This is a genomic window from Cupriavidus sp. NPDC089707 (assembly GCF_044748965.1).
In the GTDB taxonomy this organism is placed as follows: Bacteria; Pseudomonadota; Gammaproteobacteria; order Burkholderiales; family Burkholderiaceae; genus Cupriavidus.
In genome coordinates this window covers 173,968-194,263 of sequence record NZ_JBIVHB010000012.1, presented here as the reverse complement: position 1 = coordinate 194,263, position 20,296 = coordinate 173,968, and the positions used below count along the sequence as shown (strand labels likewise).

Genomic DNA, 20,296 nt, shown 5'->3' with positions numbered 1-20,296 from the left:
CCCTCGCGGGTCTCGCTCTTTCGAGCGGTCGCTCACTCTCAGAAAACTGACTGACCAGATCCGAAGACCCAGTCACGTTTTGCTGTGCGAGCACTTTATAACTTGTAAGCTAAAAGACCGAAGTCTTTCGCATCCGTTAATCAAGCGCCCACACTTATCGGTGTTTGTTTGTTAAAGAACTTTCGCGATTCGCTTTGCTTGTCGCGTCGCTGCTTTGTCAGCAGCGGAGAAACGAGATATTAAAGATTTTTCTACGATTTGGCAACTGCTTTCGAGAAATTTCTTTTTTCAACCGGCGCTGCCAGCCGAAGTAAATCTCAACAACCCAATTCCTCCTGCCCGGCGTGCAATGCTGCTTGCGCTGCAGGAAGGGGGGCGAATATTAGGGCCCCGGAAACAAAGTGGCAAGTCTTTTTCAAAAACTACTGGAAGTGCCTCTTTTGCCACTTGTCGAGTCATGCGCATGAACCGCCTGGCGGGGCCCCTTAGAAACGCGCCTTTTCGTGACTACGATGTCAATAAGGCAACCTACCGGTGCTTGCCGTGAAACCGTCACCCGCCCTCCTTCTGCTCGCCGCCACCCTGGCCGTGGCGCCGCTATGGCGCAGCGCCAGCGCCCAGGACGCAAGCAGCGCCGAGCGCGCCGACATGGTGAAGGAGATCGCCACCATCGCGGCCGAAGCCGGCGCAACCAGCGGCAGGCACACGCTGGATCCTCGCGTCATGGCGGTGATGGGCCAGGTACCGCGGCACGAGTTCGTCCCCGATGCGCAGAAGCCATACGCCTATCACAACCGCCCGCTGCCCATCGGCCTTGGCCAGACCATCTCGCAGCCCTATATCGTCGGCCTGATGACTGACCTGCTGATGACAAAACCCGGCGATACCGTGCTGGAGATCGGCACCGGCTCGGGGTACCAGGCGGCTGTGCTGGCCGGACTGGTCAAGGCGGTCTACACCATCGAGATCATCGAGCCATTGGGACGGCAGGCCTGCGACCGGCTGAAGCGACTGGCCTATCGGCAAGTGGCATGCAAAGTCGGCGATGGCTACTACGGCTGGGAGGAACACGCGCCGTATGACGCCATCGTCGTCACCGCCGCGGCCAGCCATGTGCCGCCTCCATTGATCCGCCAGCTCAAGCCGGGCGGCCGCATGGTGATCCCGGTGGGCGCGCAGTTCATGACGCAATACCTGCTGCTGGTCGAGAAGGCCGCCGACGGCGCCGTGTCCACCCGGCAGATCCTGCCGGTCAGGTTCGTGCCGCTGGTACGCAGGCCATAGCGCGGCGCCGGCACCATGCCACGACCGCCGCTGCTTGCCCTGGCACTGTTGTCCGCCGCCGCGCTGGGCTATGAAATCCTGCTGATGCGGCTGCTTTCCATCATCCTGTGGCACCACTTCGCCTACATGATGATCAGCGTCGCCCTGCTGGGCTATGGCGCGGCCGGCGCGCTGGTCGCCCTCGCGCGGCCGGCGCTGCTGCGCCATTTCATGCCGGCATTCGTTGCGGGCGCCCTGCTCTTCGGCGCCACTGCGATGGCCTGTTTCGCGATTGCCCAGCAGGTCGCCTTCAATCCGCTGGAAATCCTGTGGGAACCATCGCAGCCGCTGCGCCTGCTGCTGCTCTACCTGCTGCTGTTCGTGCCATTCTTCTGCGCGGCGACCAGTGTTTGCCTCGTGTTTTCACGCTTCAACACGCAGGTCCATCGCGTCTACAGCTTCGACATCCTGGGTGCCGGGCTGGGTTGCCTCGGGATCATCGTGGCGCTGTTCGTCTTGAGCCCGGTCGGGGCGCTGCGGCTGGTCAGCGCGGCAGGCATGGCGGCGGCCGCGCTGGCATGCGTGGAATGCCGCTGGCATCGCCGATGGTTGCCGGGGCTGATGCTGGCGGGGGCGATGGTGCCGGCTGCCGTGCCCGGAGCATGGATCGCGCTGCGGCCATCCGAGTACAAGGAACTGAGCCAGGTGCTGCGCGTGGGGGATGCACGGGTGGTGGCGCAACGCTCCAGTCCGCTCGGACTGGTCACGGTGGTGGAAAGCCCGTCGATCCCGCTGCGTCACGCGCCCGGGCTGAGCCTGAATGCCAGCACGGAGCCGCCGCCGCAACTGGCCGTGCTGACGGATGGCGACGGGCTCAGCGCGCTCAACCACTATGACGGCCGGCGCGAGCCGCTGGCCTACCTTGGCGACCTCACCTCTGCCCTGCCGTTCCACCTGCTGCGAAACCCTGAGGTGCTGGTGCTGGGCAGCGGCGCCGGGGCGGACGTCCTGCAGGCGATCTGGCATCATGCCAGCGCCGTCGATGCCGTGGAGCTGAATCCGCAGGTGATCGAGCTGGTCCAGGGCCGCCTCGCCGCGTTCTCCGGCAAGCCCTACAGCGCGCCTGGCGTACGTGTCTTTGCCGGCGAGGCGCGCGGCTTCCTGGCGGCCAGCAAGGACCGCTACGACCTGATCCAGGTGGCCTTGCTCGATTCCTTCAGCACGTCTTCGGCGGGGCTGTATGCGCTGTCGGAGAGCTATCTCTATACCGTGGAAGCCTTCCAGGGCTATCTGCGCCATTTGCGCCCCGGTGGCATGCTGGCCATCACGCGCTGGGTCACGCTGCCGCCGCGCGATATCCCCAGGCTGTTCGCCACCGCCGTGGCCGCCATGGAGAAGATGGACGTGCCGGCGCCCGCGCTGCGGCTGGTTTTGATCCGCGGCTGGAAGACGGCAACGCTGCTGGTGAAAAACGGCGAGTTCGACGCGGCGGAGCTTGCCGCGCTGCAGGCCTTCTGCCGCGCCCGTTCGTTCGACGTTGAGTACTATCCCGGCATCCAGGCAGGCCAGGCCAATCGCTTCAACGTGCTCGACAGGCCTTACTTCTTCGACACTGCGCAGGCTTTGCTCGGGCCTGACCGTGCGCGCTTCCTGTCGGAATACAAGTTCGACGTGCGGCCCGCCACCGACGACAAGCCCTATTTCTTCCATTTCTTCAAATGGCGCACACTGCCTGAATTGCTGGCGCTGAAATCGCAAGGCGGCCTGCCGCTGCTGGAATGGGGCTATCCGGTGCTGGTGGCCACGCTGCTGCAGGCCACCGCGGCGGCGTTGCTGCTGATCGTGGTCCCGCTGCGCGTCCTGCGGCGGCGTACCCGCATGCATCCGGTGGCCGATATGGCAACCGGCGACGGGCCGCGCCCGCGTGCATGGCGCGTCGGCTTCTATTTCCTGGCGGTCGGCGTCGGCTTCATGTTCGTCGAGATCGCCTTCATCCAGAAATTCATCCTGTTCCTGAGCCATCCGCTGTACGCGGTCGCGGTGGTGCTGTGTGCCTTCCTTTGCTTTGCCGGCCTCGGCAGCCGGTACTCGCAGCGCCTGCGCTCGCGCGACGGGCGCCAGGCGACTTTGGCGGTCGCCGGCATCTGGGCGATATCGCTGCTCTACCTCGCGGCGCTGCCGGCCGTCTTCCGGCTGCTGATCGCGTTGCCCGATCCGGCCCGGATTGCCGTCGCGGTGCTGTTGATCGCGCCGCTGGCGTTCCTGATGGGCATGCCCTTTCCGCTGGGCCTGGACCGGGTCGCGGCTCGCGACGAAACGCTGGTGCCCTGGGCCTGGGGCATCAACGCCTGCGCCTCGGTGGTGGCGGCGGTGCTGGCCACGCTGGTCGCGATCCATGCCGGCTTCACCGCGGTGATACTGGTGGCGCTGCTGCTGTACGCGGCTGCGGCACTGGCCTGCCCATGACGGCACTCGCCCTCGCCTCACGGCTCCTGCATCGTCACCCCGTAGCCGGCAAAGATGCGCGCCAGTTCGCACTTGCTGCCGCACCAGCCCCCCGCTGAGACCCGCCCGCCGCACCGATGGCGGCAGCAAGTGCCGCGCCCATCGCACCGACGGCAAGGTGCCCGCCGCCCACCCACGCCAGGCGCGCGGTGGGCATCGCCGCCTGCAGGCGCAGCGCATTGGCGGGCCGGCAGACCGCATCGGCCCGGCCATGCAGCAGCGTTACCGGCAGGCCGTGCGCGGCAATCGCCCGCGCCGCCCTGAGCAGGGCCGGCTTGCCCAGGCCCGCGCGGTTGCGCAGGTAGTGCGCCTGGATGCGGTACTTGGCCACTGTTGCCTGGCTCTCGCGCAGGGGCTGGCGGCGGGTGCGCAAGCGCGGCGGCACGCCGAGCAATGCCCGCTCGCTCGCCCGCCACGCCGCGGCGATGTCCCGTTTCTGGACAGGTGTCCCACTTTGAAACATCCGTGACACAGTGAGCAGGCGCGCACGGGCATCGGGCAGGCGCTCGCCCAGCGGCCTTACGCGTTGCAGCATGCGGCCGCCATGGCGCGACGAGAACAGGTTGAACACGTCGTCGCGCCCGGTCAGGAATGCGCCGCGCAACACCAGCGCCGCCACCGCATCGGGGCAGCGTGCGGCATAAGCCAGCGCCAGTGCCGCCCCCCACGATCCGCCGACCACGCCCCAGCGTTCAATGCCCAGCGTGCGGCGCAACTGCTCCAGGTCGGCCAGCAGCGCGCCCACGTTATTGCGGCGCAGGCTGCCCGCCGGCCCGGACCGGCCGGCGCCGCGCTGGTCCGGCATGACCACGCGGTGCCGCTGCGGGTCGAACCATGCCGCCATCGCCGCCGGGCAGCCGCTGCCGGGGCCGCCATGCAGCACCAGCCATGGCTCGCCGTGCGCGGCGCCGGCCAGGCGCACATGAACGCGCTGGGCGTCCGGCGTGCGCAGGTAGAAGCAGGCGGTGGTCATGGACATGCCGGGCATGGATGTTGCCTTTACGAGGATGCGGCAGCCAGCCTGCCGCGCCACGACGATATTCACTAACCATGCCACCCAAGGAGAGAGACATGACCTGGACCACGCCTGCCTACACCGAGCTGCGGCTGGGCTTTGAGATCACGATGTATATCGCCAACCGCTGATCGGGGACAGGCGCAGCGCCCGCGTTGCCGGACTACGCGCCTGCCCGTGACACCAAGCCCCACGACAAAAGCGTTCGCGCCATGACAACCATCCGGGTACTGGGGTCGGCCGCCGGCGGCGGCTTCCCGCAGTGGAACTGCAATTGCCACAACTGCGACGGCGTGCGCCGCGGCACCGTGCGGGCCACACCGCGCACGCAGTCGTCGATCGCGCTGTCCGGCGACGGACCGGATTCGATCCTGGTCAACGCCTCCCCCGACATCCTGCAGCAGCTGCGCCAGACGCCCGCGCTGCAGCCGGCGCGCGCCCCGCGCGACAGCGCCATCGCGGCGGTGCTGCTGATGGACGCGCAGATCGACCACGTCACCGGCCTGCTGATGCTGCGCGAGCACCGCCAGGCCTTGCCGCTCTATGCGACCGCGGCGGTCCTCGACGACCTGGGTGCGGCGTTTCCGCTGCCCCGCATGCTGTCGCACTATTGCGGCTTGCAGACGCACGCCCTGCCTTGCGACGGCACACCGTTCACCGTGCCGCCGCTGGAGGGCACCCGGCTCACGGCCGTGCCGCTGCAAAGCAAGGCCCCGCCCTATTCCCCCGGCCGCAATGCCCCGCGGATCGGCGACAACATCGGCCTGCGCATCGAAGACTGCCGCAGCGGGCGCCGCGCTTTCTATGCACCCGGCCTCGGCAGCGTCGACGACCGCGTCTTCGCGGAACTGCGCAACGCCGACGTCGTGCTGGTCGACGGCACCTTCTGGCGCGAGGACGAGATGCAGGCCCTGGGCTTCTCCGCCAAGGCCGCCGCCGACATGGGCCACCTGCCGCTGTCAGGCCGCGGCGGCATGATCGAGATCCTCGACCGGCTGCCCGCCGCCCGCAAGCTCCTTATCCACATCAACAATACCAACCCCGTACTGGTCGAAGACTCGCCCGAACGCGCCGAACTGGCGCGGCACGGCATCGAGCTCGCCTGCGACGGCATGGAAATCGCGCTATGACACACCCCGTTGCATGGAGCCCGGCAGAGTTCGAGGCCCGCCTGCGCGCCAAGGAAAGCGGTTACCACATCCACCATCCGTTCAACCGGCGCATGGCGGCGGGGCAGTGTTCGCCCCAACAGATCCGCGCGTGGGTGGCGAACCGCTTCTACTACCAGGCGAATATCCCCCTGAAGGATGCCGCGATCCTGTCCAACTGCCCCGACCGCGACACGCGCCGGCAGTGGGTCGTGCGCATCCTCGACCATGACGGCACCGACATCGTGCCCGGCGGCATCGAGGCCTGGCTGCGGCTGGGCCTGGCCGTAGGGCTGGAGCGCGAGGCGCTGCTGGATCATCGGCACGTGCTGCCGGGCGTGCGCTTCGCCGTCGATGCCTACGTCAATTTCGGGCGCCGCGCGCCGTGGCAAGAGGCGGTGTGCTCGTCGCTGACCGAGATGTTCGCGCCGGCAATCCACAAGGAGCGCCTGGCCGGCTGGCCCACCCACTACCCATGGATCGAGGCCGCCGGGCTGGACTACTTCCGTTCGCGCATCCCGCTGGCGCAGCGTGACACCGACCATGGCCTGCGCGTGACGCTGGATTACTTCCGTACCCCGGCACAGCAGCAGCGCGCGCTCGACATCCTGCAGTTCAAGCTCGACGTTCTCTGGTCGATGCTCGACGCCATCCAGCAAGCCCAGCCATGACAGCCAATCCGACAGATCTTGCCCGCCCGCTGCTGCACCGGACTTTCCGCCTGCAATGGGAAGAGGCCCAGCGGAGCTGGGTGCTGCTCTACCCGGAAGGCATGGTCACGCTCAACGACAGCGCCGCCGCGATCCTGCAGCGCTGCGACGGCGGCCATACGCTCGACTTGCTGATCGACGACCTGCAGGCCGCATTCGGCGTGCAGGGCATCGCCCCGGAGGTACATGCCTTTGTCAAACATGCGACCGATCGCGGCTGGCTGGTCTGACGCCGTCGCTGCCGCGCCGCCCGGTCCGCCGCTGTGGCTGCTGGCCGAGCTGACCTACCGCTGCCCGCTGCACTGCGCCTTCTGCTCGAACCCCGTGGACTATGCCCGCCACACGGCGGAGCTCGACACCGCGCAGTGGTGCGATGTTTTCAGCCAGGCACGCGCGCTGGGCGCCGTGCAGCTCGGCCTGTCCGGCGGCGAGCCGCTGCTGCGCAAGGACCTGGAACAACTGGTGCGGCATGCGCATGGCCTCGGCTTCTATACCAACCTCATCACCTCTGGCGTGGGGCTGACCGATGCCAGGCTTGCGGCGTTGCGCGACGCGGGGCTGGACCATATCCAGCTGTCCTTCCAGGACTCCACGCGCGAGCTCAACGACTTCCTGTCCAGTACCCGCACCTTCGACCTGAAGCAGCGCGTAGCGCGGATGATCAAGGCGCACGGCTACCCGATGGTGATGAACTGCGTGCTGCACCGGCATAACCTGCCGCATGTCGGCACCATCATCGAGATGGCGCTGCAGATGGGGGCGGAATACCTGGAACTGGCCAATACCCAGTACTACGGCTGGGCGTGGGAGAACCGGCTTGCGCTGCTGCCCACGCGCGAGCAGTTGCTGGAGGCCGAGGCCGTGGTCAGCGAATACCGGGTGCGCATCGGCAAGCGCTGCCAGATCCTGTTCGTGGTGCCCGACTACTTCGAGGCCCGGCCCAAGAAGTGCATGAATGGCTGGGGCACGACCTTACTTGGCGTGGCGCCCGACGGGACGGCCCTGCCATGCCATGCGGCGCGCATGCTGCCGGGGCTGGCGCTGCCGAATGTGACGACGCAAGCGTTGCGAGAGATCTGGCGCGACAGTGAGGCGTTCCGCCGCTTTCGCGGCACGGCATGGATGCAGGAACCGTGTCGGTCCTGCGACCAACGGGAGGAGGACTACGGCGGCTGCCACTGCCAGGCCTTCCTGCTGACCGGCGACCCCACCGCCACGGATCCGGTCTGCGAGCGCTCCGCCGACCATGGCAAGGTCAGCGAGATCGTGCTGCAGGGCCGGCTTGCGGCCCTGCAGGCGCGCGGCGAAGTCCCGCCCATGGTGTTTCGCAGCGATGGCAACTCGCTGCGCCTGAGCGCTGCGCGCAAGTGAAAGCCGGGCCGGGTGCACTACTTCGACACAGCGTGAAGAGAGCGAGTGCGAGTCGCCCCGGGTTGCCACTGGCTTGCTCTTCTCTCCCATAAAGCATCCATAAAGCCGAGCACGAAGCAGGCCGCCGCGAGGATCAGTCGCACTTCCGCGGTTGCAAAGATTTACAGTTGGGACCGCAGTCAGCCAAATGTGCCGCGACCCGTGAGCAATCAAGCATCACTTTGTGAGTGATCTTGAACCCACGGCCTCGACCGGCGATGCCATATCAATCACTTCTCCACGCAGAACCGCATGCAAAGCGTTGCAATAGGGTTAGATCGAATATGTTACTGAATGTAAATAGCGTAACTTGAATGCATGTTGTTCCGCCGACGTTGCGACGCAATGTCGGTGGCCCTGAGTGGTGGGGACGTCATGCAGCATTCCAATCGATTCGCGTGCGACCTGGGCCGTACGCTTGCATCCGGCCATAGCAACCCGACCAGCCTTCCCGGCAAGACGCACGCTACCCGCGCTCAGGCAATTCGACGTCGACGACACCTCGGCCGTGCGCGGCATCTCCCGGGGCAGCACTGCCCCCTCCCTCCGGCCGACCCGCGTTACGGGCCTGCCGCGCGCCCATCCACCTTGAGCGAAGTCGGTCCTGCCGCTGTCCGGCGCACCCTGTGCGCTGACGCGATCGCGGCATCGCGCCAACAAAGAGGCTGCCCGGTTTGCAGGTCCCGGCCTCGGAACAACGCAGCAACCATTTTTTCAGAAGGCGAGGATTACCATGGCGCTCTATGCTCTGCGTGAACTCACGCTGCAGTCGGTCGGGCCGCTCGGGGCCATGGTGGAGGCGGGTCAGCGTGCCGTCGATTTCTGGGGCGAGTCCATCGCGTGGCTGCCAGGGATGCGCGAGGCCGGCGCCGCGCTTGATTTGTTCACCCGGCTGACCAAGTCCTACGGGAAGCCTCGCTTCGCCATCGACGAGGTCACCGCGTGCGGGCAACGGGTGGCGGTCACCGAGACCGCGCTGATCGAGGCGCCCTTCTGCCGGCTGCTGCATTTCAGGAAGGACATGCCATGCCCCGGTCCCCGCGTGCTGCTGGTCGCGCCGCTCTCGGGACACTACGCCACGCTGCTGCGCCCAACGGTCGAAGCATTGCTGCCCGAGCATGATGTCTACATCACCGATTGGGCAGATGCGCGTTTGGTCCCGCTTGATGCGGGCGACTTCGACCTTGGCAGCTATGTCGACTACCTCAAGACATTTATGCGATACCTCGGCGCCGGCACGCATGTTGTAGCGGTATGCCAGCCGGGCGTCCCCGTACTCTGTGCGGTCGCCCAGATGGCCGAGGACAACGAGCACGCCCAGCCCCGCTCCATGACGCTTATCGCCGCGCCGATCGACACCCGCGCCAGCCCCACGGCGGTCAACCAGTTCGCGCAGAAATATGCGCTGCCATGGTTCGAGTCGAATGTCATCGAACGGGTGCCCGACGGCTACCCCGGACGGGGGCGCCGGGTCTATCCGGGCTTCCTGCAGCTTGCCGGCTTCGTCTCGATGAACGTCGCGCGCCACGCCGGTGCGCACCTTGACTATTACCGCCACCTGGTCGATGGCAGGCGGCACGAAGCCGCCAGGCATCGCCAGTTCTATGACGAGTACAACGCCGTGCTCGACGTGCCGGCCGAGTACTACCTGGAAACCATCCAGAAGGTTTTCCTGGAGCATCACCTGAGCCGCGGCTGCATGGAAATCGGCCAGCGCCGCGTCTACCCCGAGGCCATTGCGAACGTTTCACTGCTGACCATTGAAGGCGGCGAGGATGACATCACCGGCCGCGGCCAGACCGAAGCTGCCCACGCACTCTGCGCAGGCCTTGCCGACGCCCGCAAGGCACACCTGGTCGTTGACGGCGTGGGTCACTACGGGACGTTCGCCGGCCAGGGATTCCGGCAATCCATCCTGCCGGCCATTACGCAGTTCATTCAACGGTGCGCAGACTGAGCGCCATGTCACATATTCGGCAGAAGCGGCCCTGACCCCGCGTCGCCGGTCCCGGTCGGTCCCGTTGAACAGAGCAGCCCTCAGGCATCGGCGATATCGCCACGATAAGCGATGTGCACCTTGTTGCCATCCGGGTCGCGCAGGTAGGCGCCGTAGTACCCCTGGCCGTAGTGTGGCCGCGGCCCAGGTTGTCCCTCGTCGCTTCCGCGCATGGCCAGCCCTGCCGTGTAGGCGGCTTCAACGGCCGCGTGCGACGGTGCGGCAAAGGCGACCATGCTGCCGTTCCCGGCAGTGGCGGCATTGCCATCGAAGGGGAGGTAGACATAGAACCTTGGCAGCGCGCGTCCTGGGCGCACCCAGCATGCCGCGGCAGGCCCGCCGTCCGCTGCTACCACCCGCCGTACCAGGCCGAGGGGGACAAGCACCGCGTCATAAAAGGCGGCGGCACGCTCCAGATCGGCGCACCCGACCGTAATGTGGCTGAACATTGGGGTCATCCTTGCTTGTTGTCGCGCCTTGCGGCTCAGGCCGGACGCACCATCACGATCAGACGGAGAGCCAGCACCACCAATACGGTGGCGAGCCCCAGCGATTGCAGGCGCGCGAGCTTCGGATTGCCATTCAGGAAGCGGTGGACGGCGCCGCTGCCCACGCCGAGGGCGGCATGGAACACGACGGCGATCGCGGTCAGCACGCCCCCGAGGATCAGTAATTGCCGAGCAACCGGCCCATGGCCCGGCACGACGAATTGCGGGAGGAACACCACGAAGAACAGCAAGGCCTTGGGGTTGAGCAAGCTGTTCAGCATGGCACGCGCGAACACGGCTTTCAGCGTCGCCTGCGACGCGATGGCCCTGCCTGGTGCGGCCGGTGCCTGCAGGCACTTGTAGGCCATCCACAAAAGGTACACGGCCCCGGCATAGCGAATGACGTCGAAAGCCGCCGGCATGCTGCCGACCACGGCCGCGATGCCGGTCGCAGTCAGTATCGTCAGTACCAGGTCCGCCGCGCCAATGCCTAGCGCTGAAGCCACGCCGCCGCTCCAGCCGTAGGTCACGCCATGCGTGAGCACGAACATCATATTGGGCCCCGGGGACATCAGCAGAAACATCACCGCCACGGCGAATACAGAAAGGGTTGCCAGATCCGTCATGCCTGCCGCCTGTTGGTTGGTTGAATGCTGGTAGAGTAAGACCATCACCTGATACAACCAAAAAATTGTTCTAGATACAAGCCATGACCAGGGCGCGATACAAGTCGATCATGGATCGGATAGCGACGCGCATCCGCGTGGGCGAACTATTGCCGGGCACGCAGTTGCCCACCGTTCGCGCGCTGATGCAGGAGGATCGCGTCGCGCTGGCCACGGCCTTGCGGGTCTATGGCGAACTCGAGGCGGCCGGGCTGGTGGTCTGCGAACCAGGCCGTGGCACCTTCGTACGCGATACTTCGCTGCCGCGCGGGCTGGGGCTGCAGCAGCATCCGCTCAAGGCTGGCGCGGTGGACCTGACCTTCAATTACCCCTCTCTGCCGGACCAGGCAGAAATATTGCGGGAGGGCCTGCGCAGCCTGGCCGTGTCGGGCGATCTTGATGCCCTGCTCCATTCGGCGCCCCAGGGCGGCCGGCCGCACGAGCGGCAGACGGTGGCCAGGCATCTGCGAAACCGGGATATCCGCGTCGGCGGTGACCAGGTACTGATCGTCAACGGCGCCCAGCAAGGGTTGGCCGTGACCATCATGGCCCTGCTCAAGCCTGGCGACGTACTGGCAGTCGATGCCCTCACCTATCCCGGCATCAAGGCGCTGGCGCACGCGCACCGGCTGGATCTCGAGCCGCTGCCACAGCCGGCCGGCCGCACTGACCTCGATGCCCTGGCGGCGCTCTGCAAGCGGCGGCCCGTGCGGGCCGTCTATACGATGCCCACGCTGCACAATCCGCTGGGAACAGTTATGCCGGAGCAGGATCGCGCCCGCCTGGCGTTGCTTGCCGATGCGCACGATCTTCTGATCATCGAGGATGGCGCCTATGCCTTCCTGGCCGAGCCGTCGCCGAAACCCGTGTTCACCCATGCGCCACATCGGACTATCTATGTGTCGGGCCTTTCAAAGAGCGTGGCGTCGGGATTGCGGTTTGGATTCGTTGCGGCGCCGCACGCACACATTCCCGCTCTCGAACAGGCCATTCGCGTATCCACCTGGAATACCCCTTCACTGACCGTCGCCCTGGCTTGCCGCTGGATCGAAGCCGGCACGGTAGATGCCCTGGAAGACCGCAAGCGCAATGACGCCAGGCTGCGCCAGGACCTGGCCCGCCAGATATTGCTAGGCAGCACGGTCATTGCCCACCCCTGCTCCTATTACCTTTGGCTGGAGCTCGGCGAAGGCTTGCGTGCCGACCGCGTCGTCGCCGAACTTGAGCGCAAGGGGGTTTTGGTGACGACCGCCGAGCCATTTGCGGCAACGCCTCACGTCCCTCATGCATTGCGGGTGGCGCTCGGGTCAATAGGACTGGGAATGCTGCAGCGGGCGCTTTGTGAAATCCGGGCCGTGGTCGCGCAGTGATTGGTTGCCGAGTGCCTCTTTCTGCGGATGTCATGAAAGTCATGTTGTTCAAGCTTCTTAGGGCGTAAGCTGGAACTGCCACCTTGGCAAGCAACGCACTAGGAGCAATCATGGCCAAGAGTCAACTGCGCAGCACTCGCGAACCCAAAAAACCCAAGCAGCCCAAGAAGCCAGCAGTGCCGGCAACCCCGTTCAGCACGGTTCATTCGAGGGTTGGGAACGAAGGTGTCGCCAAGAAGAAGTCGTAAATCGGTTGGCCGCGGACACGCGGCACAGTGATGACACGCACCTTGTAACGTTCGCCGAAAGGAACTGATCTCTCCACATTGAAAGCGCAGACCGCTTCGGGAGGCGCATCATGATCCATCACAGTACGGACCCCACTTTTCGCGGGCTTCCGCTCACCGCCGAGCAAGACGCGGAAATTCGTCACTACCTGAACAGGAAGGCCAGGCTGGGCAAGCCATGGAATACCCCTGAGCTGCGCGGGATGCTTGAGGACATGCTGCTGCCGCCGAGTACCGAGGACGACAGCCAGAGCGACATCCCGCGCGACGCGGTGGCCGCCGCCGAGCGCGCGGCCGCGTTCGTCGACCAGGACATGGAGCCAATCGAGGCGTATGAGGAATTGCATGCCGCGATGGAAGCCGAGGGCATGAAAGGCAATACGAACTAGCGGGTGCGCTCCGCGCTGGTAGTGAGCGTAGCAACCCGGTCCGGTCAAAAGCGTAGAACGCAGGGACGACAACATGGCACTTAGCTTCCCCAACCCCAGCCGCAGCTATGATGAGTCCAGGCATGGCGTGTGGTTCTGGGGTTATGACAACGCACGCGAAATTTCCTTCGTTGTGGACGACCGCGTACTGATGGATTTCGACGCCGCGCTCGGCTCTGACGAAGCTGGGCTGCTGGCCTCCTTTGACCGGCATCGCAATGAGATCCTGAAGATGGCCATGGCGCTCTATGCCGAGGGGCCGCAGACGCTCTACGTGCTGCACTAAGAAGCCGGCCAATGCGCGCCTGCCGGCAAGCCCGCGCTGCCGCCAGGGCTGCCGCGGTCTGGTTGCTGGTTGTGGCCATGGCCGTCGGAGCCTGGCTGCTGCCGCGCATCGCGCAGCCACCGCAGTATCATCGTTTCGCCGACCCTTACGTCTGCTTCGGCACGCCCCACTGCCTCGACATCGGCACGAACCTGCTGTTCCTGCTCGCGGGCGCGGCCGGCCTGCGCTATCTCGGCGCCAGCTCCGTCAGCCGAGCGTTTATCGCACCGGCCGAGGCCTGGCCTTACCGGGTTCTTTTTCTCGCGGTCTTTCTCGTGGGCCTGGGCTCGGGCTATTACCACCTGGCACCGGACAACCAGCGGCTGGTGTGGGACCGGGCTCCGCTGGCGCTCGCGCTGATGGCCTGGCTGGGCGCCAACGTGTGCGAGCGCGCCAGCCTGAAAGCCGGCTTGCGGCTGCTGCCGCTGCTGCTGATCGCGGGGCCGGCCAGCGTCGGCTACTGGGCATGGAGCGAAGCCCGCGGCAGCGGCGACCTGCGCCCTTACCTCCTGATCCAGGCCTGCGCCATGCTGGTGGTGCCGCTGCTGCTCTGCCTCTATGCACCGCGCTACACTGGCGATCGGGATGTGCTGGCCATCACCGGTGGCTATATACTCGCACTGGTTTGCGATGTACTGGACCACCAGATCGCTGCACTGACAGGACTGGTCAGCGGGCACACGCTCAAGCACGTGATCGCAGCGCTGGCCGTCTATGGCGTCGTGCTTCGGCTGAAACGGCGCCGCATCGTGGAGGAAGGAACATGACCGTGCCCGAATCGCGTGGCCAGGTTCGCGCGCCCCGCGTGCCCGCTGCCCTGGGCGCCGACGTGCGGCCGCGCGAAGTGTGGGCATGGGCCATGTACGACTTTGCCAACTCGGGCTACACCACGGTGGTCATCACCGCGCTGTTCAATGCCTATTTCGTCGCCGTCGTGGCCGGCAATGCCCCGTGGGCCACGCTGGCCTGGACCGGGGCACTTTCCCTCTCCTATGCGCTGGTGGTGCTCACCGCGCCGTTCGTCGGCGCCTACGCTGACCTGCGCGCAGCCAGGAAGACGCTGCTTGCCGTGACGACGGCGGGTTGCGTGGTATTCACCGGCCTGCTCTATTTCGCGCAGCCCGGCACACTATTCCTGGCCATCTTGTGCGTGGTCCTGTCCAACCTCTTCTTCGGCAGCGGCGAGAACCTGATCGCCGCCTTTCTGCCGTCGCTCTCCACCGCCCGCGCCCTGGGCAGGGTGTCCGGCTGGGGCTGGAGCCTTGGCTATATCGGAGGCCTGGTCACGCTGGGCGCATGCCTGCTCTATGTCAACTGGGCCAGCGCACGCGGCGACACCGCCAGCCAGTTCGTGCCAGTCACCATGCTGATCACGGCCGCCATCTTTGCCCTGGCAAGCCTGCCGACCTTCCTGCTGCTGCGCGACCGCGGCGTGCCGCCGCCGGTCGCTGCGTCGGCTGCGACGGCCGCGCCGGCTGGCGAACAGGCCATCGGCACGGCCTGGGCCAGAGTCTTGCAGCGCCTCGGCCACCTGCGCCAGTTCCACGACCTGCGCCGATTCCTGCTATGCACCGTGTTCTACCAGGCCGGCATCCAGGCAGTGATCACGCTGACCGCCATCTACGCCAACCAGGCCATGGGCTTCACCATGCAGCAGACCCTGACCCTGGTACTGGTGGTCAACCTGACGGCAGCGGCCGGCGCCTTCCTGTTCGGGCCCGTGCAGGACCGCATCGGCCACGTCCGCGCGATTGCCCTGACGCTGCTGGGCTGGATCCTGACTATCCTGCTTGCGCATGCCGCGCGCGAAGCGCCGCTGTTCTGGCTCGCCGCCAATGTGGCCGGCCTGTGCCTGGGCGCCGCCCAGGCCACCGGACGGGCCATGGTCGGACTGCTGGCCCCACCCTCGCGCGCGGCCGAGTTCTTCGGGCTCTGGGGCCTTGCGGTCAAGCTGGCCTCGATCGCCGGGCCGCTGACCTATGGCATGGCAAGCTGGCTGACGGGCGGCGATCACCGCCAGGCGCTGCTGGTTACCGGCAGTTACTTCGTCGTCGGGCTGGGGCTGCTGTGCGGGGTCAACACCGTGCGCGGGCGGCGGGCCGCCTTGCGCGCCGAGCGAAAGGTGGGGCTGGAAACCAGGTACGGCGCCGCCGCTGCCGGACCCGCTTGCCGGTAGGAGCACGCACCGCGGTCTAGAATGAAACTGCCCCTTGGCGATTGAATCTCAGGAGGGATAGGCCATGACGGCAATCGAAACGCCCTCTCCGGGAACGTATCCCGGTCGCTACTGGCATTTCCTGGACGACGGCCGCATGCAGTGCGACCTGTGTCCGCGCCACTGCCGCCTGCATGACGAGCAGCGTGGCGCCTGCTTCGTGCGTCAGCGGCTTGGCGACCGGATGCTGCTGACCGCCTATGGCCGCTCATCCGGCTTCTGCATCGACCCGATCGAAAAGAAGCCGCTCAACCACTTCTACCCGGGCAGCGCCGTCCTGTCGTTCGGCACCGCAGGCTGCAACCTGGCCTGCAAGTTCTGCCAGAACTGGGACATCAGCAAGTCGCGTGAAATGGAAACACTTGCCGTGGCAGCCATGCCCGAAGCCATTGCCGAAGCGGCTGCGGCCCACCACTGCAAGAGCGTGGCTTTCACTTATAACGACCCGGTGATTTTCGCCGAATACGCGATGGACGTTGCCGATGCCTGCCGCGAACTGGGCATCCTGGCGGTGGCGGTGACGGCCGGGTATATGGGCGAGCAGGCAAGACGAGATTTCTATAGCAGGATGGACGCGGCAAACGTCGACCTGAAGGGCTTTACCGACGCGTTCTATGTTGCATTCACCGGCGCGCATCTGCAGCCGGTGCTGGATACGCTCCTGTACCTGAAGCACGCAACCAAAGTCTGGTTCGAGATCACGACGCTGCTGATTCCCGGCAAGAACGACAGCGATGAGGAGATCCGCGCAGAGGCACAGTGGATCGCGAGGGAACTTGGCACCGACATCCCGCTGCACCTTACAGGGTTTCATCCCGACTACAAGATGCGCGACGTGCCGCCGACGCCGTTCTCCACGCTCGCGCATGCCCGCAAGCTCGCGATCGATGAGGGGCTGCGTTACGTGTACACCGGCAACGTCCACGACACCGAAGGCGCAACCACCTACTGCCCCGGCTGTGGTGCACCACTGATCGTGCGCGACTGGCATGCGATCGAGAGCTATCGCCTCACGCCTACCGGAACCTGCCCCGACTGCTTTGAACCGGTTGCCGGCTGCTTCGGGCATTTCGAGCAACACTTCGGGCGGCGCCGGATTCCTGTGCACATCGGAACGTAAGCCAATGGTGCAGCGCTGACGCGCCCATGCCAGCAAACCTCACTCCCGAGTACAAGCAGGCCGAACAAGCCTATCGGCTGGCACGCCAGCCGCACGAGCAGCTCGAATGCCTGAAGGAGATGCTCCGTGTCATCCCCAAGCACAAGGGGACGGAGCGCCTGCAAGCCGATATCAAGTCGCGGATCAGGGAACTGACCCAGGAATCTGCGGGCCACGCGAAGGCCGCTCACAGGGGGCCGCCACATGCAGTGCATCCCGAAGGCGCGGCCCAGCTCTGCCTGATCGGCCCGTCCGGCGCGGGAAAATCTAGCCTGCACGCGCGGCTGACAGGATCGGGCAATGAGGTCGGGCCCTACCCCCACCCGACCCAGTCACCGGTTCCCGGCATGTTGCCGTTCGAGGACATTGCATTTCAGCTGGTGGATCTGCCACCTGTCTCAGCCGAGTTCATGCAACCCGGGCTCACCGACATCGTGCGGGTGACAGACGGCGTACTGCTCGTGGTCGATCTGAGCGCGCCGGACTGTACAGAACAGCTGGCGCTGATTCTCCGGCGACTCGCCGAAGCAAGGATTAACCTGTCGGAGCGCTGGCCGGGTCAGGCCGACAGCCCTGCGGCATCGGCAGCATCGGCGGCGGCTGACCCGTTCAGTGTTCACCTCCCTGCCCTGCTGCTGGCCAACAAGGCCGATCTCGCCAACCCGGAGGACGCGGCCGTGCTCGAAGAGCTGCTCGGTGTACATTTTCCGGTGCTCGCGACCTCGGCAACCCGCGGACAAGGACTGGCCGAGATCGGTCCGTTTCTTTTCAGGGCCCTGAGCATCGTGCGTGTCTACACCAAGGCACCCGGGAAGCCCGTCGACCAGAGTCGGCCTTTTACACTGCGCCGCGGCGATACCGTACTGGATGTCGCATTGCGGGTGCACCCGGATCTCGCGCGTACGTTCAAATTCGCCCGCATTTGGGGGAGCGGCAAGTTCAGCGGGCAGCAGGTGGGCGCCGATCATCCGGTAGCCGATCGAGACGTGGTGGAACTGCATGTGTAGACGCATCGCTGGCCAGCGAGCACCGATGACATAGACTAAATGACCGTCTGTCGCGTGCCCGGTGCCGCTTTGAAACCATGCAACGTCCCTGACAACCGTTGACGCAGGCGAATGGCGATGGCAGACGCGCCACTACGCTTCTGCATAACGCGCGGCGGTTGCTCCTGCATGACTGCGGTGCGGGATTGCAGAGCAATTTCTTGCACGGAGGTATGCCATGACTACGTACGTCATCCTCAGCCGTCTCGCTCCTGACGCATTCACGGATCCCAAGGACATGAAGAAACTCGCCGCCACGGTGGCCGAGAAAGTCAAGACCGAATGCCCTGCCGTCACCTGGAAAGGCAGCTATCTGACACTCGGGCGCTTTGACGTGGTGGACATTGTCGAGACGGACGACCTGAAACAACTGGAGCGTGCGGCATTGATCATCCGAGGTTACGGACACGCCGCGACCGAGACGCTGCAAGCGACGCCGTGGGACGAGTTCATCGCGTCCCTGTAGCGGAGATCGATGGATCAGGCTGCTTGCGCGGCAGGCGGCACAGCCCCGGATTCAGGTTGACCTGCTCGTCGGCCGCCCTATAATCAAAGTGCTGGCTGAGACACGCTCTAGTAAAGCGAAGGTAGGTCAGCGAAACGATCATGTTTCCCAGACGGTTTACTGGTTGAAGCGTGACCGTGCAGGCGACATATGCCTGCAAGTCCGAGCCGGATCATGAGTTGCTGACCCGGTTCGGACGCCCCCGATGGCTGGAAGCACTGAGCACCTGTAGCAGGTGCTTTTTTGTTGGGTGCCCACTAGATATCGGGAGCGAGCAGGAGTCCGCTTTTCACTGTGTGGATCAGCGCAAGGCGATCTTCGACCGCCTTGCGCAAGACTTCTCGTCCCCTGAACGGATCCGTCAGGTAACTGGCGTACTGGCTTGCCCGGATCTGCACCTTGAGGCTCATCATCGTCGATCCGCTCTCCGGCCATGTCACCATGAACGCCGGATGGCTGTCTGCGCATTCCACGAAAGCCGTGTCAGGCGACGCAAAACAGGAGTCAGCGCCCTGGGCCAGGAACTGGAGATCCTTGTCCTTGAACTCGTAAGTTGCCATGTCTTTCTCCCATCGCGCGGAAGATCGTGGCGCGGGCGTCATCAGCGCGGTTGGCAGCCCGCATCTGCTCATTCCCATGTTAGCCGTTGGAAGGACACGAAGCTGGCGTCAGCAGATCGCCAATGCAACATGCCACACGGGCTTCCGTGCGGCATCTTGGGTTACCTGCGTGCGCTGGCCGCGGCGGCGCGGGATCAGTCGGCCTCGACCTTCATCGTCTTCAGCAGCGGCTGCCACTTGTCGCTTTCGGCCTTGAGCCAGGTCTTCAGTCCCTCCGGCGTCTGCTTGTCGGCGGGCACAATCTCCGCGCCCAGGTCATCGAGGCGCCTGGCCACTACCGGATCCTTCAGCGCCTGCTGCAATGCCTTGGTCAGCCGTGCCACCACCGCCGTGGGCGTGCCCTTAGGCGCGTAGACGCCATGCCAGACCTTCATCGAAAAGCCCTTCAGCCCGCCTTCCTGCAGCGTCGGCGCATTGGGCAGAGCCTTGATGCGATTGGGGGTGGTCACGCCATACAGCTTGACGCGGCTGGCGTTGATATGCGGCAACGTCGAGGTGGTCTGGTCGCACAGCAGGTCGACCTGGCCGCCCAGCAGAGCCGTCATCGCGGGACCCGTTCCCTGATATGGGACAGAGGTCATCTTGACGTTCACCGCTTCCTCGAACAAGAGACCGCACAACTGCGACACCGCGCCGAGTCCGGCATTGGCCAGCGACACCTTGTCCTTGTTCTGCGATACGTACTTCACCAGTTCAGCCGCATTGGCCGGCGGCAGATCCTTGCGGCCAAGCAACGTCATCGGCACATCGGCAACCTGGCCGATATACTCATAATCCGTCAGCGGGCTGTACGACAGCTTCTTGTACAGCGCCGGCGCGGTGGCCATGCCGTTGTGATGGATCAGGATGGTGTAGCCATCGGGCTGCGCGCGCGCCACGAACGCCGCCGCGACGGTCCCGCCGGCGCCCAGGCGGTTTTCCACCACCACGCTCTGGCCCAGGTCTTTGGCCATCGCCTGGCCGAGTGCGCGCGACACGACATCGGTGGGCCCGCCCGCCGAGAACGGCACCACCAGCGTGACTGGCTTGGACGGATAGGCATCCGCAGCCTGCGCCCCGCCGGCGAGCGCCAGGCCCAGCGCTCCGACCACCATCCATTGCCAACCCTTGCCCTGCACTGCTTGCGTCACCATCGTTGCCG

22 protein-coding genes are annotated in these 20,296 nt (G+C 65.5%); 17 read left to right on the top strand and 5 right to left on the bottom strand.

What is annotated here, in order from left to right; translation table 11 throughout:
- The first annotated feature begins 543 nt into the window (after positions 1-543).
- Positions 544-1,284, top strand: a complete 741-nt coding sequence (locus ACIP1U_RS20335; RefSeq protein ID WP_400318445.1) for a protein-L-isoaspartate(D-aspartate) O-methyltransferase — start codon at positions 544-546, stop codon at positions 1,282-1,284.
- A gap of 15 nt (positions 1,285-1,299) precedes the next feature.
- Positions 1,300-3,729 carry a spermidine synthase gene (locus tag ACIP1U_RS20330; protein ID WP_400318442.1) on the top strand — a complete coding sequence of 810 codons (2,430 nt, stop codon included), beginning with the start codon at positions 1,300-1,302 and terminating at the stop codon, positions 3,727-3,729.
- 34 nt (positions 3,730-3,763) lie between these two features.
- Here ACIP1U_RS20330 and ACIP1U_RS20325 read toward each other — a convergent pair whose 3' ends face one another.
- Positions 3,764-4,756 carry an alpha/beta fold hydrolase gene (locus ACIP1U_RS20325; RefSeq protein ID WP_400318439.1) on the bottom strand — a complete coding sequence of 331 codons (993 nt, stop codon included), beginning with the start codon at positions 4,754-4,756 and terminating at the stop codon, positions 3,764-3,766.
- Positions 4,757-4,839: 83 nt separating this feature from the next.
- Here ACIP1U_RS20325 and pqqA point away from each other — a divergent pair, with 83 nt between their 5' ends.
- From pqqA to ACIP1U_RS20295, 6 genes are all read left to right on the top strand, one after another.
- Positions 4,840-4,914 carry a pyrroloquinoline quinone precursor peptide PqqA gene (gene pqqA, locus ACIP1U_RS20320; RefSeq protein WP_012355514.1) on the top strand — a complete coding sequence of 25 codons (75 nt, stop codon included), beginning with the start codon at positions 4,840-4,842 and terminating at the stop codon, positions 4,912-4,914.
- 81 nt (positions 4,915-4,995) lie between these two features.
- The gene (pqqB, locus tag ACIP1U_RS20315; RefSeq protein WP_400318436.1) at positions 4,996-5,913 is read left to right on the top strand and encodes a pyrroloquinoline quinone biosynthesis protein PqqB; all 918 of its coding nucleotides are present in this window, start codon (positions 4,996-4,998) and stop codon (positions 5,911-5,913) included.
- Positions 5,910-6,602, top strand: coding sequence for a pyrroloquinoline-quinone synthase PqqC (gene pqqC / locus ACIP1U_RS20310; protein WP_400318434.1), 693 nt, complete (start codon positions 5,910-5,912; stop codon positions 6,600-6,602). Before pqqB ends, pqqC begins: the two co-directional genes overlap by 4 nt.
- Positions 6,599-6,871 carry a pyrroloquinoline quinone biosynthesis peptide chaperone PqqD gene (gene pqqD / locus ACIP1U_RS20305; RefSeq protein ID WP_400318431.1) on the top strand — a complete coding sequence of 91 codons (273 nt, stop codon included), beginning with the start codon at positions 6,599-6,601 and terminating at the stop codon, positions 6,869-6,871. Before pqqC ends, pqqD begins: the two co-directional genes overlap by 4 nt.
- Positions 6,828-8,012 carry a pyrroloquinoline quinone biosynthesis protein PqqE gene (gene pqqE / locus ACIP1U_RS20300; RefSeq protein WP_400318428.1) on the top strand — a complete coding sequence of 395 codons (1,185 nt, stop codon included), beginning with the start codon at positions 6,828-6,830 and terminating at the stop codon, positions 8,010-8,012. The genes pqqD and pqqE overlap by 44 nt, the downstream gene beginning before the upstream one ends.
- A gap of 772 nt (positions 8,013-8,784) precedes the next feature.
- A complete protein-coding gene (locus ACIP1U_RS20295) occupies positions 8,785-10,008 on the top strand; it encodes a polyhydroxyalkanoate depolymerase (RefSeq protein ID WP_400318426.1) in 1,224 nt (407 codons plus the stop codon).
- 80 nt (positions 10,009-10,088) lie between these two features.
- On the opposite strand, the gene ACIP1U_RS20290 is transcribed toward ACIP1U_RS20295, so the two are convergent.
- Together ACIP1U_RS20290 and ACIP1U_RS20285 are read right to left on the bottom strand one after the other, a co-directional pair.
- Positions 10,089-10,496 carry a VOC family protein gene (locus ACIP1U_RS20290; protein ID WP_400318423.1) on the bottom strand — a complete coding sequence of 136 codons (408 nt, stop codon included), beginning with the start codon at positions 10,494-10,496 and terminating at the stop codon, positions 10,089-10,091.
- A 35-nt stretch (positions 10,497-10,531) separates the two neighbouring features.
- Entirely contained in the window at positions 10,532-11,161 is a 630-nt protein-coding gene (locus ACIP1U_RS20285) for a LysE family translocator (RefSeq protein WP_400318420.1), read from the bottom strand.
- An 83-nt stretch (positions 11,162-11,244) separates the two neighbouring features.
- On the opposite strand from ACIP1U_RS20285, the gene ACIP1U_RS20280 reads away from it, so the two are divergent.
- From ACIP1U_RS20280 to ACIP1U_RS20240, 9 genes are all read left to right on the top strand, one after another.
- Entirely contained in the window at positions 11,245-12,570 is a 1,326-nt protein-coding gene (locus ACIP1U_RS20280) for a PLP-dependent aminotransferase family protein (protein ID WP_400318417.1), read from the top strand.
- 110 nt (positions 12,571-12,680) lie between these two features.
- Complete coding sequence (locus ACIP1U_RS20275) at positions 12,681-12,818, top strand: hypothetical protein (protein ID WP_400318415.1); 138 nt, start codon at positions 12,681-12,683, stop codon at positions 12,816-12,818.
- 110 nt (positions 12,819-12,928) lie between these two features.
- Entirely contained in the window at positions 12,929-13,246 is a 318-nt protein-coding gene (locus tag ACIP1U_RS20270) for a hypothetical protein (RefSeq protein ID WP_400318412.1), read from the top strand.
- Between the two features lie 73 nt (positions 13,247-13,319).
- Positions 13,320-13,571, top strand: a complete 252-nt coding sequence (locus ACIP1U_RS20265) for a DUF1488 domain-containing protein (protein ID WP_400318411.1) — start codon at positions 13,320-13,322, stop codon at positions 13,569-13,571.
- Between the two features lie 77 nt (positions 13,572-13,648).
- On the top strand, positions 13,649-14,377 hold the full coding sequence (locus tag ACIP1U_RS20260) for a hypothetical protein (protein WP_400318409.1): 729 nt from the start codon (positions 13,649-13,651) through the stop codon (positions 14,375-14,377).
- The gene (locus ACIP1U_RS20255) at positions 14,374-15,786 is read left to right on the top strand and encodes an MFS transporter (RefSeq protein WP_400318406.1); all 1,413 of its coding nucleotides are present in this window, start codon (positions 14,374-14,376) and stop codon (positions 15,784-15,786) included. Before ACIP1U_RS20260 ends, ACIP1U_RS20255 begins: the two co-directional genes overlap by 4 nt.
- Positions 15,787-15,850: 64 nt before the next feature.
- On the top strand, positions 15,851-16,945 hold the full coding sequence (amrS, locus tag ACIP1U_RS20250; RefSeq protein WP_400318404.1) for an AmmeMemoRadiSam system radical SAM enzyme: 1,095 nt from the start codon (positions 15,851-15,853) through the stop codon (positions 16,943-16,945).
- Between the two features lie 26 nt (positions 16,946-16,971).
- Entirely contained in the window at positions 16,972-17,991 is a 1,020-nt protein-coding gene (locus ACIP1U_RS20245; protein WP_400318401.1) for a TGS domain-containing protein, read from the top strand.
- A 217-nt stretch (positions 17,992-18,208) separates the two neighbouring features.
- Entirely contained in the window at positions 18,209-18,496 is a 288-nt protein-coding gene (locus tag ACIP1U_RS20240; protein WP_400318398.1) for a GYD domain-containing protein, read from the top strand.
- 296 nt (positions 18,497-18,792) lie between these two features.
- On the opposite strand, the gene ACIP1U_RS20235 is transcribed toward ACIP1U_RS20240, so the two are convergent.
- Together ACIP1U_RS20235 and ACIP1U_RS20230 are read right to left on the bottom strand one after the other, a co-directional pair.
- Complete coding sequence (locus ACIP1U_RS20235) at positions 18,793-19,095, bottom strand: hypothetical protein (protein WP_400318395.1); 303 nt, start codon at positions 19,093-19,095, stop codon at positions 18,793-18,795.
- A gap of 194 nt (positions 19,096-19,289) precedes the next feature.
- On the bottom strand, positions 19,290-20,288 hold the full coding sequence (locus ACIP1U_RS20230) for a tripartite tricarboxylate transporter substrate-binding protein (protein WP_400318392.1): 999 nt from the start codon (positions 20,286-20,288) through the stop codon (positions 19,290-19,292).
- Positions 20,289-20,296: the final 8 nt, after the last annotated feature.